17 protein-coding genes and 2 pseudogenes are annotated in these 14,725 nt (G+C 44.1%); 8 read left to right on the top strand and 11 right to left on the bottom strand.

Annotated elements, in window-relative coordinates; all coding sequences use genetic code 11:
• Positions 1–55: 55 nt before the first annotated feature.
• Positions 56–856, top strand: coding sequence for a lp_1002 family arylesterase (locus FFM75_RS07160; protein ID WP_137628504.1), 801 nt, complete (start codon positions 56–58; stop codon positions 854–856).
• A 55-nt stretch (positions 857–911) separates the two neighbouring features.
• Here FFM75_RS07160 and FFM75_RS07155 read toward each other — a convergent pair whose 3' ends face one another.
• Entirely contained in the window at positions 912–1,574 is a 663-nt protein-coding gene (locus FFM75_RS07155) for a phosphatase PAP2 family protein (RefSeq protein ID WP_137628548.1), read from the bottom strand.
• Positions 1,575–1,841: 267 nt separating this feature from the next.
• On the opposite strand from FFM75_RS07155, the gene FFM75_RS07150 reads away from it, so the two are divergent.
• Positions 1,842–2,855, top strand: a complete 1,014-nt coding sequence (locus tag FFM75_RS07150) for an LCP family glycopolymer transferase (RefSeq protein ID WP_137628503.1) — start codon at positions 1,842–1,844, stop codon at positions 2,853–2,855.
• Positions 2,856–2,925: 70 nt separating this feature from the next.
• Here the strand turns inward: FFM75_RS07150 and FFM75_RS07145 are convergent, their stop codons facing one another.
• From FFM75_RS07145 to FFM75_RS07130, 4 genes and pseudogenes are all read right to left on the bottom strand, one after another.
• Positions 2,926–3,381, bottom strand: coding sequence for a threonine/serine exporter family protein (locus tag FFM75_RS07145; RefSeq protein WP_137628502.1), 456 nt, complete (start codon positions 3,379–3,381; stop codon positions 2,926–2,928).
• An 11-nt stretch (positions 3,382–3,392) separates the two neighbouring features.
• Positions 3,393–4,134 (bottom strand): annotated as a pseudogene (locus tag FFM75_RS07140) (threonine/serine exporter family protein).
• 172 nt (positions 4,135–4,306) lie between these two features.
• Positions 4,307–4,507 carry a cold-shock protein gene (locus FFM75_RS07135; RefSeq protein WP_024624485.1) on the bottom strand — a complete coding sequence of 67 codons (201 nt, stop codon included), beginning with the start codon at positions 4,505–4,507 and terminating at the stop codon, positions 4,307–4,309.
• Between the two features lie 255 nt (positions 4,508–4,762).
• Positions 4,763–5,410 (bottom strand): metal-dependent transcriptional regulator, encoded by a 648-nt coding sequence (locus tag FFM75_RS07130; protein ID WP_137628501.1) that lies wholly within the window; start codon positions 5,408–5,410, stop codon positions 4,763–4,765.
• Positions 5,411–5,663: 253 nt separating this feature from the next.
• On the opposite strand from FFM75_RS07130, the gene FFM75_RS07125 reads away from it, so the two are divergent.
• A complete protein-coding gene (locus FFM75_RS07125; RefSeq protein ID WP_137628500.1) occupies positions 5,664–6,008 on the top strand; it encodes a hypothetical protein in 345 nt (114 codons plus the stop codon).
• A gap of 667 nt (positions 6,009–6,675) precedes the next feature.
• On the opposite strand, the gene FFM75_RS07120 is transcribed toward FFM75_RS07125, so the two are convergent.
• Positions 6,676–7,149: a MerR family transcriptional regulator gene (locus FFM75_RS07120; RefSeq protein ID WP_137628499.1), complete on the bottom strand. Its 474-nt coding sequence runs from the start codon at positions 7,147–7,149 to the stop codon at positions 6,676–6,678.
• Between the two features lie 129 nt (positions 7,150–7,278).
• Here FFM75_RS07120 and FFM75_RS07115 point away from each other — a divergent pair, with 129 nt between their 5' ends.
• Positions 7,279–8,751 (top strand): MDR family MFS transporter, encoded by a 1,473-nt coding sequence (locus tag FFM75_RS07115; protein WP_137628498.1) that lies wholly within the window; start codon positions 7,279–7,281, stop codon positions 8,749–8,751.
• Entirely contained in the window at positions 8,751–9,473 is a 723-nt protein-coding gene (locus FFM75_RS07110) for a DUF4811 domain-containing protein (RefSeq protein WP_137628497.1), read from the top strand. The genes FFM75_RS07115 and FFM75_RS07110 overlap by 1 nt, the downstream gene beginning before the upstream one ends.
• A gap of 188 nt (positions 9,474–9,661) precedes the next feature.
• Here the strand turns inward: FFM75_RS07110 and FFM75_RS07105 are convergent, their stop codons facing one another.
• Complete coding sequence (locus tag FFM75_RS07105) at positions 9,662–9,880, bottom strand: helix-turn-helix domain-containing protein (RefSeq protein WP_137628547.1); 219 nt, start codon at positions 9,878–9,880, stop codon at positions 9,662–9,664.
• A gap of 249 nt (positions 9,881–10,129) precedes the next feature.
• On the opposite strand from FFM75_RS07105, the gene FFM75_RS07100 reads away from it, so the two are divergent.
• Together FFM75_RS07100 and FFM75_RS07095 are read left to right on the top strand one after the other, a co-directional pair.
• Positions 10,130–10,831 (top strand): AzlC family ABC transporter permease, encoded by a 702-nt coding sequence (locus tag FFM75_RS07100; RefSeq protein WP_137628546.1) that lies wholly within the window; start codon positions 10,130–10,132, stop codon positions 10,829–10,831.
• A pseudogene (locus tag FFM75_RS07095) lies at positions 10,828–11,154 on the top strand (AzlD domain-containing protein). Before FFM75_RS07100 ends, FFM75_RS07095 begins: the two are co-directional and overlap by 4 nt.
• A gap of 43 nt (positions 11,155–11,197) precedes the next feature.
• Here FFM75_RS07095 and FFM75_RS07090 read toward each other — a convergent pair.
• From FFM75_RS07090 to FFM75_RS07080, 3 genes are all read right to left on the bottom strand, one after another.
• On the bottom strand, positions 11,198–11,566 hold the full coding sequence (locus tag FFM75_RS07090) for a nuclear transport factor 2 family protein (protein ID WP_137628496.1): 369 nt from the start codon (positions 11,564–11,566) through the stop codon (positions 11,198–11,200).
• 11 nt (positions 11,567–11,577) lie between these two features.
• Positions 11,578–12,186: an NAD(P)H-binding protein gene (locus tag FFM75_RS07085; RefSeq protein WP_137628495.1), complete on the bottom strand. Its 609-nt coding sequence runs from the start codon at positions 12,184–12,186 to the stop codon at positions 11,578–11,580.
• A gap of 76 nt (positions 12,187–12,262) precedes the next feature.
• A complete protein-coding gene (locus FFM75_RS07080; protein WP_137628494.1) occupies positions 12,263–13,276 on the bottom strand; it encodes an NAD-dependent epimerase/dehydratase family protein in 1,014 nt (337 codons plus the stop codon).
• Between the two features lie 99 nt (positions 13,277–13,375).
• On the opposite strand from FFM75_RS07080, the gene FFM75_RS07075 reads away from it, so the two are divergent.
• Entirely contained in the window at positions 13,376–13,813 is a 438-nt protein-coding gene (locus FFM75_RS07075; RefSeq protein ID WP_137628493.1) for a MerR family transcriptional regulator, read from the top strand.
• A gap of 130 nt (positions 13,814–13,943) precedes the next feature.
• On the opposite strand, the gene apf is transcribed toward FFM75_RS07075, so the two are convergent.
• Positions 13,944–14,504, bottom strand: coding sequence for an aggregation-promoting factor (apf, locus tag FFM75_RS07070; protein WP_137628492.1), 561 nt, complete (start codon positions 14,502–14,504; stop codon positions 13,944–13,946).
• Between the last annotated feature and the right edge of the window lie 221 nt (positions 14,505–14,725).

Raw genomic sequence — 14,725 nt, 5'->3', positions numbered from 1 at the left:
CGCCCTTCTTAGCGTTATAATAACCTATATCAACAATATCAATTGAGGTGATTGCATGCAAGTGATTCAACAAAAATTAGCCGACCCGAATGTTCAACTCGTCGGCTTATTGCGGGATCCAGATGCCAATGCTCATCTGACACAGCTTCCCGCAATCATTATCGTTCCTGGTGGGTCTTATACCCATATTCCGACGCAACAAGCTGAAAGCTTAGCTTTGGCATTTGCTGGTCATGGGTTTCAAGCTTTTTACTTAGATTATTCCTTTGTCAGTGACCACCAACCCTTAGAACTCAATCCCGTTTGGGAATTAGGTTTGGCTGTTCAGCTACTCCATCAACATGCCGCCGACTGGCAAATTGATCCTGATCAAATTACCGCAGCCGGCTTTAGTGTTGGCGGCCACATCGTTGCGCTGTATAACGATTATTGGCATGATCAAGTCGCTACTCATTTAAACGCGGACCCGGCTGACTTAAAACTTGCCAATGTGATTCTCGGCTATCCGGTCATCAGCCCATTGCTTGGTTTTCCTAAAGATGATGCTACTTTGGCCCAATGGACCACTGAGCCACAAACCATGGCAGCCGAACAACACGTTAACGCCCATAATCGGCCAACCTTCATTTGGGTCACCGCTGATGATCCCATCGTCCCATCGCAAAACGCGCTTGCTTATGCGACAGCGCTAGCGACGGCCAAAATTCCATATGAACTCCACGTTTTCCAACACGGCCCACACGGCTTGGCCTTAGCCAATGCCCAAACCGCTTGGAAGCCCGATGCCAATCAACCGCACGCGGCTCATTGGCTCACCCTAGCACTAGAATGTTTACACAACTGGCACCAAGCTTGATAGCCTAACAGAAAAGTCGTTACTGACAACTGCCAGTAACGACTTTTCTTCTATATTATAAGTACGAGCGATAAAATAACCGCCACTGTAATAGTTTGCGAGCATATAACACGTACAGCCATTCCATCACTTCAAGCCACCACCAACCGAGTAAAACGGCCCCAACCGTATCTGTCGGGTAATGGGCTGACAAGTAAACCCGCGAAATCATGACCAAAATCAACCAAATAACACTGACCGCTTGAATTGCGTCAGCAAGCCGATAATTTTCAAGTTCGGGGACAATAAAGATGACAATGACCGCGACAATCAAAAAGGTCCCAAGCACGTGACCACTAGGATAACTGTAACCAGTATCACTAGCAGAATGGCCAATGGGCCGTGACCGTGCGACTAAGTGTTTAAAGATAAACCCTAAGATATTGCCACCAGCTAATAACACCAGCGACCAAAATGCTTGGATTTTATATTTAAACCCATACAACAAAAACGCGAGGATGATCATCCACATGATATCGCGCCCCGGTGAAGCGAGCCATGAAATCACGGTAAACAGCCCAGTAAAGAAGCCGTTAGTTTGAATGGTGACAATGGATGTCACCCCTGCATCTAACAAATCAATTCCAATTGCGCCATCGCTAATAAAGTAACTTAAATAAGCGAACAAGATGACGGCAATTACAAACTTGATCGGCCGACTACGCGACTTATCGATCATCAAGACAAGAACCCCCATTAATTTAGCAATTGACTAAATTATACCATATCACTTTAAAAACCCGCAGCATCACCGCCAATTCGTAACTTAACATTAAAATATCGCAAAGAAATCATCTTTTTACCGCATTTTTTTATAAAAACAGTTATGATTAGAACTGCCTTAGGAATTATTCGGTATTTTTCACGAAATTAAATTAAGTTTCGGTTAATGGGGAAAAATGCTAAACTATGGGTAGTCTTTACATAACCAATGGAGGAAATGTTCATGGAAGATATGCCAAGCAGGTCACAAATGCATCAGGAAAGTCCCAAGGGTGGTGGCCCTAAGAAAAAACACCCCGTGCGTAATATTATTTTAGTTGTTATCGCGGTGTTGCTCGTTGGGATTGGTGCGTTTGCCGCGCGGACGTATTTAAACGCTAAAAATGCTGCTAAAATCGTCTATCAAAGTAGTGGGATTAAAAAATCGCGGAATACTAGTGCTATTTTAAATGGAAAAAAGCCTGTTTCGATTTTGTTACTCGGGACCGATACTGGGGCGCTCGGTCGGAATTATAAAGGCCGAACAGATACGATTATTTTAGCCACGATTAATCCTAAAACCAAGACGACTACCTTAATGAGTCTCCCACGAGATTCTGAAGTGGCCATTTCTGGTTTTGAACAAGACTTCCCAGCTAAGTTGAACGCTGCCTATGCTTATGGGAGCGCTGGTACGACGATCAAGACCGTTCAAAAATGGCTGAATGTCCCAATTGATTATTATGCCTTGATCAACATGGGTGGGATGAAGAAAGTTGTCAACGAAGTCGGCGGTGTCGATATCACCCCAATTCGGACCTTTACGTATGAAGGCTATCACTTTACTAAGGGCTCGAAGACGCATATGAACGGTGCCAAGGCCTTAGCTTACTCACGGATGCGTTACGATGATCCACTCGGTGACTACGGTCGACAACAACGGCAACGGCAATTGATCACCGCTATCATTAGTGAAGGAACCAACGCCACAAACTTGATGAAGCAAGACTTCTTGAAGTCGCTTGCTAAAGAAACGCGGACTGATTTAACCTTCAGTAATTTAACTAGTATCGTTGCTAATTACCGGACAGCAACCAAGAACATCGTTTCTGACCATGCTCAAGGGACTGGTAAGATGATTGATGGTCAATCATTTGAAGTCGTTTCTCAAAAAGAAAAACAACGTGTCACTAATGTCTTACGCAAGTCCTTAGATTTAAAGGCTGCCACGACAGGTAAAAAATACGCCAACAAATAGATCATAACTAAAGGCCACTGCGAACAACAACTTCGCAGTGGCCTTTTTTGGCGTTTAATTTTAAAGCTGATCAATCCTGTTTTAACCGAACCCACTGCTGTCGACAAAATGCAATCAAGCGATTGGTTAATTCGGCAATCAAAAAACCTAGTGCAATCGCCCCAGTTATCATCACGACTTGTAACATGAAGCCAACGGCCGTTAAATAATTGCTTAACGCAAAGTTACGAACCATTTGGTACGCCTGACTCCCCGGCACAAATGACACCAAACTAGGAATGTTAAAAATAATCGAGGGCATCTTTTTATAATGCGCCGCAAAATTGCTTAAAACCCCAATACCTAATGACCCAATAAAGCTGCCTAAGACCACGCCACCATCAAACGCTTGCACGATCAAATAAAACCCCCACGTTAAGGTCCCAATCCACCCTGCAATATTTAAAGCGCGCCTCGGAATATTGATAATTAGCCCAAATCCCAGGACGGCCACATAGGCTAACGCCAATTGACCAATAATTGCCATGCCTACTCCTCCTAAAATAGCGTAATCACAACGGCGATGCCAAATCCCAGCGCAGCCGCACTAATCAAAGCTTCCACCGCTCGCGCTGGACCACTGACAAAGTTACCAGCTAAAATATCTCGGACTGCATTGGTCAACGGGACCCCGGGCACGAGCGGCATCAAAGCCCCAATAATAATGTCATTGATATTCGTTCCCCACCCGAGCATCACGGCCCATTCAGCGGTAAAACCGATCGTTAAGGCCGCCACCAATTCACTGAGAAACTTGATTTTTAAATAACGATTTAATAAATAGAAGACTAAGTACCCTAAAATCCCAATCACAACGGTAGGCCATGTATTCACCACTTCATGTCGGAACATGATCATCAACGGCCCACTAACCAAAGCCGCCCCAACGAGTTGCAGCCATAACGGAAATGAGCGTGAGGCCCGGTCCAGTTGGCCTAATTGCGCATGTAAGGTTGGTAAATCAATTTGGTGGGCCGCAAGAGCGTGACAGTTGATTGACTTGTGACACCTTCTCTAAGTCAATCGTGCGCTTATTAATCGCCGCAATCTGAGTGGCATTTCTACCTTGAATCGACATCATAACCCCTGTAATCGTGACATAAGTATTCGCCCCAGTCACACCAGCATTTTGTGCAATTCGCAACATCGTATCATCGACCCGCGAAATTTCTGAGCCATTTTCCACCATGATCTGTCCTGCCTTTAAACATGTGGCAATAATTAATTCGTCCGTGGTCATCACGGTACCCACCTCTTCTCAAAACTTTATAGCTTAACTTTAAGCTAAAAGTGACGTGGCGCCTAGTCTTTTTTCTCAAAAAATGTGCATAAAAAAACCGACTAACGAAATTGCTTCCGTTAGTCGGTTTATAATTTCTAATCACTTAGAAATTAGCCGTTTAAGCTGTTAATTAGTCTTTAGTAACGTTAACTGCTTGTGGGCCACGATCGCTTTCTTCAACGTCGAATGCTACAGCTTGGCCTTCTTCAAGAGTCTTGAAGCCGTCTTCTTGGATAGCTGAGAAATGTACGAATACATCGCTACCGTTTTCGCGAGTAATAAAACCAAAACCTTTATCGGCGTTAAACCATTTAACTGTTCCATGTTCCATAATAAAAAATCCTCCTAGTGCTTTTTTGCACATATAAATTAATGTATATCATGATTCGGTGCAAATGGGGATAGTTTATTGAAACGATCTGACCAAAATTACCTAACCAAGCTACAAGAGTAATTGTAGCATATTGTTTTTGAAAAGGATAGCTAATCACACGAATTCGCTAAATTTCTTTATGGCGCAATAAAAAAATCAGAATATCAATCGTCAAAATGGTAAATTTGTTCAGGATATTCCGAATATTTCACATCATTTAACAAAAATATTGTGGGCCGCTTTGTAGCTAACTGGGATTTGTTGGCCGGTCTTTTCAACTTCAATCGTTACGGGGCCTTCAAACGGATCATGTTTAACCACTTTAACCGTTTGACCAATTTCCAATGTAATGTCGTGTAAATAAACTAACAAATCATGATTGTCAATGAACCGTTCAATCACGACTTCACTACCATCTTCAGCATCTGCTAAAGCGGTATGGCTATCTTCTTGATAATGACCATCCTTGTCTGGGATTGCACCACCGTGTGGACAATGGGTGGGATGATCTAAGAAGCTTTCTAGTGAATCGACTAATCGTTCACTAGTGACGTGTTCCAGAACTTCGGCTTCAGTATGCACATCCGGTAAATCGTAGCCTAACTTATCAACTAAAAAGTCTTCCCAAATTCGATGCTTACGAACCAAGGTTTCGGCATAACGAATACCTTTTTTAGTTAATGAAATCCCAGCATACGGGGTGTGCTTAGCTAAACCTTCTTGTACCAGTTTACCGACCATTTCAGTCACTGAACCGGCCGCAATGTCCAAGCTTAATGCAATCTGCTTATTGGACACCTTTTTCTTTGTACCGCCAAGTTCGAAAATAATTTTTAAATAATCTTCCTTCATGGGGGTCATGAATATCCTTCACCTCAACTAATTTATCTATCGTGCTTGATTAGTGATAGTTCACCTATCGTACTACAATTTTAATATTTTTGCCACTAAAGGCCGTGGTTTCGCGTTGATTCCACCCTTTAATTGCTTGCGAGCTATCCGACATCGTGCCATAATTAAATTGTAGCGCAAACCAAAGCAATTTGGTTGCAACCGTTTTAAATTTAACCCTAATTTTAACTGGTAGCGTGCAATACTAAGGAGGAACCGCATCGTGAATGATGATGCTCAATTATCAATTACTCAACTGAATGGTAGCTTACAACGCAAGGCCGTTGAAGACTTTGCCAAGTTTTATCAACGTCTGTTTGATGCTAACAATCTTGAGTTAATGTCTAACTATGATGTCGTCAACTTTATGACCGACATTAACGAACACATGAATTTGTCCCGCTTCATGACCAAGGCCCAACGGCTAACTGACAGTGTTGACTTTTCTTATCAAGACTACCTCAACTTGATTGACCGCTTGGATCAAAAGTACTTTGAAAGTGGTAATCCCGCATTAGACTGGGATGAATGGTACGCCAGCCACTTTGCCCAAGTTGCTAAATCTTAATTTAATAATGACAACAATTTGATGGACGCCGCAAGCTGATGCTTGGGCGTCTTTTTTTGTTAGCCTGTGAGGTCAACCGGGTTGGGGCTGAGCATTAGCCTAGCTGGGGGATTATGACGGTGCTTTTCCGGCATAGTCCCATAGTGTAGCTAAGCGGAAGCCCCAGGTTGGCCGAACACGTTTCGGCCCGTTAAGTTAAATGGTGTCCGTTCCTATTTAGCGAGTCGAAACGTGTTCGCTCGGGCTGCCAGCTCCGCTTGCTACGCTAAGTCAACCAGCCGGAAGAACGCCGGCTAATTGACTTAGCGTAGCAATGCTCACTGGCAACCCACCCTCGCTCACACTCTAACAAAAAAGAGACCCAAGCTTTCCCGCATCACTTGGGCCCCACTAGTAAGAATCATCACCGGACAATTGAACACTACTTCTAGAATTCGATTACACGTTGTTTTATGCACGATCACTACCTGGTACATGCCAGGCATCTCTCAGCGCTGTTTCGCGCTCTGTTGTAAATCCTTTTGCAAAGTTAAACTTCAAAACACGACCAACATGACAACAGCCAATCCAGCCATTAGATCGATTGGCAAGCGGAAAACTTGATTGTCCGAGTGACTTACCGACTCTTACCGCCTTAAATTTACCATTAATTAATCGTTTTCACAAGCTAGAAGGCAGCGTCATTAGTCTTATTTTCTGGAAAAACCCGGTAATGAACCGTTTCATCCGCAATATAACAATATAAAACTTTTGTATGGGCTTCGTCAAAGTACCCTAAGTTAATCATATGATGGCCTTCCCGCTCTTCCATGCCTTGAAAGGCATTCATGACAAAAATGCGCATCATTTCCATTTGGTTTGAACGTTGACTGGCCATTTGGGCCGCCGCCGCTAACGTAAATCCTTCATCTAACATCGCTTTAATGAAGTGAACCCGCATTAAAGTTCCATATGAAAACCGATGGGTCGTATTCTTCTCAGTAGCCTTAGCACTATGAATGTAACCCTTTTGTTCCCAATAACGTAGTTGGGTCTGTGACACCCCAGTCGTCTTTGCTAAGTCGCTAATACCGACGGTGAATTGGTGTTTATTGATTTGCGCTTTGAAGTTTTTAAAAAACAACTCGTTTTGATTGTTCACGAAATAGCCTCTTTTCTATGATTTCCAGTATTAAGTATATATTTTTTAATATTCGTGTCAAGTTTGTTGACAAAAATAGCAAATCCGATTATATTAGACAACGTAGTTTTTTAGAGAGAAGGGATTTACTTGTCAACTGCTGTTGATACGAATGGGAAACCATACAAACGAGGTTTGCTCATTGCAATTTTATTAGTTGGTACTTTTTGTACCGTGCTTAACCAAACGATTTTAACGACCGCCTTTCCAACTTTAATGAAGGCCTTCGATATTACCACTTCCACGGTGCAATGGTTAACAACCGGCTTCTTATTAGTCAACGGGATCATGATTCCCGTTAGTGCTTGGCTAAGCACCCGCTTTAGCACGAAATGGTTGTACTTATCAGCCATGACGATTTTTGAAATTGGGACGATTATTTGTTTTACCGCACCTAATTTCCAACTATTATTAACTGGTCGTTTGATCCAAGCCGTTGGGGTCGGGGTTACGATGCCACTCTTACAAACGATTATGTTAACGATTTTCCCCGCTGATAAACGTGGGGCTGCCATGGGGATGGCCGGGATCGTCATCGGTTTAGCACCTGCCATTGGCCCGACCCTTTCTGGTTGGGTCATTGATAACATGAGCTGGCGTGACTTATTTGGGATGATCATCCCAATCGTAGCGATCGTCTTGATCGCCGGCTTCTTCTTTATGGCCAACGTCTTGGAAACCTCAAAACCAAAACTCGACTTCTTATCATTAGCCATGTCAACCCTTGGTTTTGGGAGCCTCCTATATGGCTTCTCATCAGTTGGGGACGACGGCTGGACTTCAGCCAAAGTTTTAACGACTTTAATCGTTGGGGTTATCTTCATTGCCCTCTTTGTTTGGCGTCAATTGACGATGGAAAAACCTTTCTTGGAATTCCGCGTCTTCAAGCATGCTGAGTTTACGGTTGCCGCGATTTTAAGCTCTGTAACCAACATGGCGATGGTTGGGGCCGAAATGGTCATTCCATTGTACTTACAAATCATTCATGGCTTCTCAGCGTTCCACTCTGGGTTAACCTTGCTTGCTGGGGCCTTGATGATGGGGGTTATGAGTCCAATTACCGGTCGCGCCTTTGACCGTTTTGGGGCTAAACGCCTATCAATCTTAGGGATGTTCTTATTAACCGCTGGGACAATTCCATTTATCTTCATCACCCGCAATACGGCAACAGTCTATATCGTCATCTTGTATGCTTTACGGATGTTTGGGATTTCAATGGTTATGATGCCCGCAACTACTGCTGGGATGAACGCTTTACCAGTTGATATGATGGGCCATGGGACCGCCGTCAACAACACGACGCGTCAAATTGCCAGTTCAATTGGGACTGCGATTTTAACTTCCGTCTTATCAAACGTCACTGCTGATCAAAAGCCAGCGCACAGCTTGATTAAGAGCAACCCATTATCATACAAAGACAAATACTTTGATGCCACTTTAAATGGCTATCACGCCGCGTTCTACGTTGCGGTCGCCTTCTGTCTCGTTGGCTTAGTGGTCGCTTTCTTTATGAAGGGCAAAGCACATTCAGTTAAACCAGTAACGAAGGAGGTCCAAGACTAATGATTCTCGTTTTATTAGTAATTAGTACGATTGCGTTATTCTTAACCTTCGTTTATATGAAATCGTCCGCAACTCGGCTCATCTTGACCGGCATCTTCGGGATTGCCTTAGTCGGGTCACTAGTTGGCGTTGTCGCTAACGATAGCCATCACTTTGGGATGAAGCAAGTCACCACCACTAAAACCACGACATTAGCTTCGGCTGGTAGCAGCAAAGCCATGGACTTGTTGTTATATCAATCAGTGGGGACTGCTGACAAGCACCGGGTTTATATTTATAAACAAACCGCTAGTCAAAAGAAAGTGAGTCACACAGCTGCAAGTGTTAAGACGACTAACACGGTTAAAAAGACCACTGGCACGACCAAGTTGGTCACCAAAACCACCCGTTGGGAATACACCAGTAACGCCATGAAGTTCTGGTTTAGTATTGCAGATAACAATAAACAATTAATTAAACGCCAAAATACCTTCTATGTGAAGAAGAGCTGGGTCGTTTTAAGTACGACCCAAGCTAAAAAGTTGAGTCAACTCGTTAAACAACAACAAAAGACCTTGAAGTCGCGGGCTAAAGTCTATGTTGAAAACGAAGTCAAAGCCGCAATGGTTAAGAATCCAACCATGAGTAAAGCCCAATTAGCTAAGCTCGAAAAAGCCGCTGCTGCTAAGTATCAAGCTCAAGCAATGGCTAGCATGATTCAAGAAGCAAAAAGTAGTAACTAAATTCTAACGCTTCACCGTGACACTTAACGTCAAAAGACGTGTTCGCAAATGCAATGCGAACACGCCTTTTTTGTTGGCCACGACGTTACGTTGTAGCAATCCTTTTTATGTCCCGAGTAATCTAAAAACGCGATACTTTGGCTTCGTGACCAAAATATCGCGTTAAAAATAATTGCATTTAGCTTATCTTAATTTGCTGCACATTGCTCGCAAAGTGGCATCAAATCTTTTAGATCCTCAAGGGATGAGCCATTTTCTAAGAAGCAATTGACCATATCTAGCCAATATTGATCGTCAGCACTAAACGTGGCATGTTCATCTTTACAAGGTAATAAGCCCGCTTTAGTGTAGGCAACGATTTTATCAGCAGCGACCCCACTTTGGGCTGCTAATTGTTCCAGAGTCATTTCTCTCACCATTTGTCCTTTCTCAAAATCAATGAGCTTATGTTACGCCCACTGACGAACAAATGCAAGCAATAATTTCATGGCCTAAAAATTAAAATGTAATGATAATAATCTTCATTATTTTCACCAAAAAGTGTAGACTAGTAGGTATCGGTTTTTAGGGATAGTCCGGTGTCAAACGGTCCTGACATCTAGTCGACTTCGCCCTTGTCTGCCAAAACCATACATATAAAAAGGAGGCGCATTGCTATCAATGCTGAATTAACATTTAAAAGCGGCTTAAAAGACGTGGTTCCAACCTTATTCGGCTATATTGGCGTGGGCCTAGCGATGGGCATCGTCGCTAACACCAGTCATTTATCCGTTTTAGCCGTTTTAATCATGTCACTAATCGTCTACGCCGGGTCCGCTCAGTTTATTATGATCAGTATGTTACTCGCCGGCAGTCCGATTTCGGCCATTGTGCTCTCCACTTTTCTCATTAACTCACGGATGATTTTAATGAGCATGTCCATCGCCCAATACTTTAAAAAGGATTCCTTAGCGCATAACATCGCCATCGGGACGCTCTTAACCGATGAAACGTTTGCACTTAGCATGAACAAACTTAATCAAACCAAGCAAACTTTAAGCCCACGTTGGATGCATGGGGCTAACTTATTGGCCTACGTTGTCTGGGCGATTGCGACGGTCATCGGTTGTTTGTTAGGGAATCTCATTGCTGACCCGAACCAGTTTGGCCTGGATTTTGCGGTAGTCGGCATGTTTATCGGCTTACTCTATCTGCAAATCATCACCGATCGTAGTAAGACCTTGCGGACCCAATTGATCGTGGTCTTATTTGTGGCAATCTTGATGTATTTCCTAATGCGGTGGTTCCCAGGTAATATCGCCCTATTAATTGCCACTTTATGTGGTTGTGGCTTTGGAATGGTGGTGACACCCAAATGACCCTTTATGTCTTACTCACGATTTTATGGTGTGGCCTTGTCACTTGGCTATCCCGCGTCGTACCATTCGTCTTGATTAAAAATTTGACCGTTCCAAAATGGTTAATTGAATTTCTCTCATTTGTCCCCGTGGCGATTATGACCGCAATTTTCATTGAAAACTTGCTCGTTTAACACGCTGGACACTGGCCAGGCTTTAACCTAGCCAATATTTACGCTTCAATTCCGGCCATTGGTGCTGGTATCTTGACCAAGAGTCTCTTAGCCGTCGTCATTACTGGCGTGATTGCCATGGCGTTGATCCGGCTTGTTGGTTGGGCTTAAAAAAATCGCGTTGACTTGTGCTAATTAAAGTCAACGCGATTTTTTAATAGGTCGTTACTACGACATTTAAAATTTGTAACTGCTGATTCAGCTCGACCACCTGCATATCACTCGTTAACGGCCAATCCTGGGTTGCCCCACCATAAACGGCGGCGGTCACTAAGCTTTGACCAATCAAATGCCAATGCGTGTCATCAACACGTTCAACATTCACCTGTTTTTCTTTAGACGCTTGATAACCCATCGTGCCATCTTCGATTTGCGCCAACCAGTCAGCCCGGGCTTGGCGGTAGCCAGTCATATGTGTCAGCGTAAAACTAGGGGCTAAGATCTGATTTAATGTGCTAGTATCGCGTGCAGCCATGGCGCGATTGTACGTCCGATAAAGGGCAACGACATCAGTTGTTGTCAATCTAACCACCGCTACTTCCGATTAATGCCTAGGCTATCACGTGCGCCATATTGAGGGTCATGGGCAAGTCGCATGACCCTCAATATGGCGATACTTTTAACCGAAACATCGTGACCACCAAATGGTTCCCCTTTTTTAGTCACTTGATAATCAGTATCCGCACCATTATCAAACCACCCTGGCCGAATCGTTGTGTAGTTTAGCGCGGATGCTTCAATGACATCGGCGGCATCGCGATACGTTTGTAAGATTGGATTACCTGCCAAGTTACCACCAGCACCTACACTGGCCGGGATCTCGTTATAAATCCCCATTGACGTAATAAAGAGCAACCGATCAACACCGGCTTGCGTCATTCCAGCAACTAGGGCTTGGGCCATCGCCTTTAAGTTGCCACTCAAAGCTGCAAAAACGACATCTTGCCCTTGTAAGGCCGTTTGCAACGCCGCCGCATCCGTGACACTGCCGGTAACCACGGTTTCACGTGCTGAATCAATCGTTCCCAGCCGCCGCGTATTGCGCGCCATCAAAGTTAACTGATCATCCGTATGTTCACGTAAATATTGCCGCGTCATACTGCCAACCGTCCCCGTTGCCCCAATAATTAAAATATTTGTCATCGTCAATGACCTCCTGTTAATTGAATGACCTTATCATAGGACCTTCAAGTAACTGCAAGGCAAGCCTTTTTAACAATTATTTTTGCGTTAATTGATCAACTGCCGCTAAAATCGTGTCATCGCTAGTGTACTGCGGTTGCCACCCTAATAGACGCTGGGCTTTTTGATTGCTCACTTGATGATTTAAACGCATCATTAACCGGGCTTCACGCACCGTTGCATTAAATGGTGCAATCAAGCTAACGACGGCTTTGGGAATGAGATGCTGCGGTAATTGTGGCGCTAGCGTTGGCCGTTTAGTGCGAATCAATTGGATCATTTGCTGTGTGGTCACCCCGGTATCAGCCACCGCTAAAAATCGTTCACCAGCCGCCGCCGGATCAGTCATCGCCCGGAGTTGTAAGTCAGCGACATCACGGACATCAACAATGTTGACCCCCAAGTTAGGCGTGGCTTGACCCTTTAATAAGCGATCTACTAACCCAAAACTACCGGAAACATGTTGATCAAGCGCTGGTCCTAACATCGCGCCTGCGTTAACCGTCGTGAGCGTCATGCTTGATGCTGATTGCTGCATATACGTCCAGGCACTTTGTTCCGCTATCAACTTAGAGGTTTCATATAAAGATAATCCCGGTTGGTCCGGATCCGTCCAATCAGCCTCAGTGACCGGCCGACTATGATCTAACCGACTAAACCCCACCGCACCAAGATTGCCCGTCATGACGACGCGCTTGACACCAGCTTGTTCAGCTGCTTTTAAAATCCGTAAAGTGCCTTCCTTAGCAGCTTGCGTCACCGTGTTATCAACCGTTTCACCGTTAACAAATACTGGGGCGGCCACACTCAAGACAATCCCCACGCCTTGCATCGCCACTGGCCAATCAGCATCACGGGTTAAATCCGCCGTCACAAACGTCAGTCGGTCTAAATGTGCGACGTGTTGGGCGGCCAACGCTTGCTTGACTTGATCCGCTTTAGCTAACGTCCTTAGCGTTGCCCGGACTGGATAGCCCGCTGTTAATAAGCGTTGCAATAAGTGTTCGGCTAAAAAGCCATTACCGCCGGTCACTAATACTAATGGTTTCATTTTTAATAAACTCCTTGTCTTTAACCCGTTTTTTCGTTAAGCTTGTCCATAATATAAACCCTCGACAATACTCTAGGGCAAGTGTCAGGAGAAAATAAAATGACTTATTCCATTAAAGCGGTCGCCGACAAAACTGGCCTATCAATTTATACGTTACGTTTTTACGACAAACAAGGGTTACTCCCATTCGTTAGTCGCAACGCAGCTGGTTATCGGGTCTTTACCGATGGCGATCTACACCTATTGCATACGATTTGTTGTTTAAAAGACACTGGTATGAAGATCGCTGATATTCGGCAATACATTGCCTATGTCATGCAAGGACCAACCACGATTCCGCAACGACAACACCTATTAAGTACCCACCGGCAAGCAATCTTAGACCAACAGGCCAAAATCATGCAAAACTTACAAGAAGTCGACTTCAAGCTCAACTTATATCGGCAGCCCAATGCGCAAGCCTTGGTGACGGCTGAATTGGCAGTCGCCCAAGCAGAAAAACGTGCCAACGGCTTGCCAAACCCGTTTGAAAAATAAGTTTACTTCTATATTATAGCGACCACTTTTCTTTGCTAAAAAGGCGCGCAAAAAAACAGGCAGCCACGAAATTCGTGACTGCCTGTTTTTTGACTTAGACTTATTTTAAAATTTAACGTTAACGCTGATCTTAGTACCAGCCGTTAGCTTGCCAATGGGCTTGTGCTGCGGCCCATGAGCCGTAACGTGAAGCCACGTAGCTATTGGCCACGCGTTCTTGGTTGGCAGCTGAGTAATCACCATTTAAGTATGATGAACTTAATTGGTATTTACCGATATATTGACCGTTCCGGGCGCTGTATGAACCGCCAGATTCTTTGTTAGCGATCCAAGCTTTAGCAGAACTGTCACTTGAGCTGGTTGTGCTCGTGCTAGTTGTGTTATCAGTAGTCGATGATGCAGCTGGCGTAGCCGTCGTCGTTGACGCTGCGGCTTGATTGCTGCTAGTAGTTGTTGAAGTTTGGGTCGTTGTACCATTAACTTCTAATTCTTGGCCAACGAAAATCAAGTTCACGTTTTCCAAGGAGTTAGCTGATTCGATTGCCTTTACCGTCGTGTTGTTGGCATTGGCAATTGAACTCACCGTGTCGCCGGCTTTAACTGTAACTGTGTCGGCGTTAGCAGCGGCTGCCCCGAATACCAATAATCCAGCAGCTGCAACGGTTGATAATACTAAACTCTTAATCTTCATAAAAACTTCTCTTCACTCCTAATTTAATCCAAGTAACAAAAGCGGGTGTGACCATTTGATCGCCGCGCTTAACAACAAGAACAAAGTATACCGGCCAGATGTAACAAACCAATAGCAGGTTTATTACTATTTCGAGGTCAGAATGTAACATTAGACCAATTCTGTAATATTTTGTAACAATCAAACTGGAATAAGTGGGATTATTTTCTGAAAACGCATTT

The sequence above is a fragment of the Lactiplantibacillus daowaiensis genome (assembly GCF_005405085.1).
In the GTDB taxonomy this organism is placed as follows: domain Bacteria; phylum Bacillota; class Bacilli; order Lactobacillales; family Lactobacillaceae; genus Lactiplantibacillus; species Lactiplantibacillus daowaiensis.
This window is presented reverse-complemented; position numbering and strand designations above follow the sequence as displayed.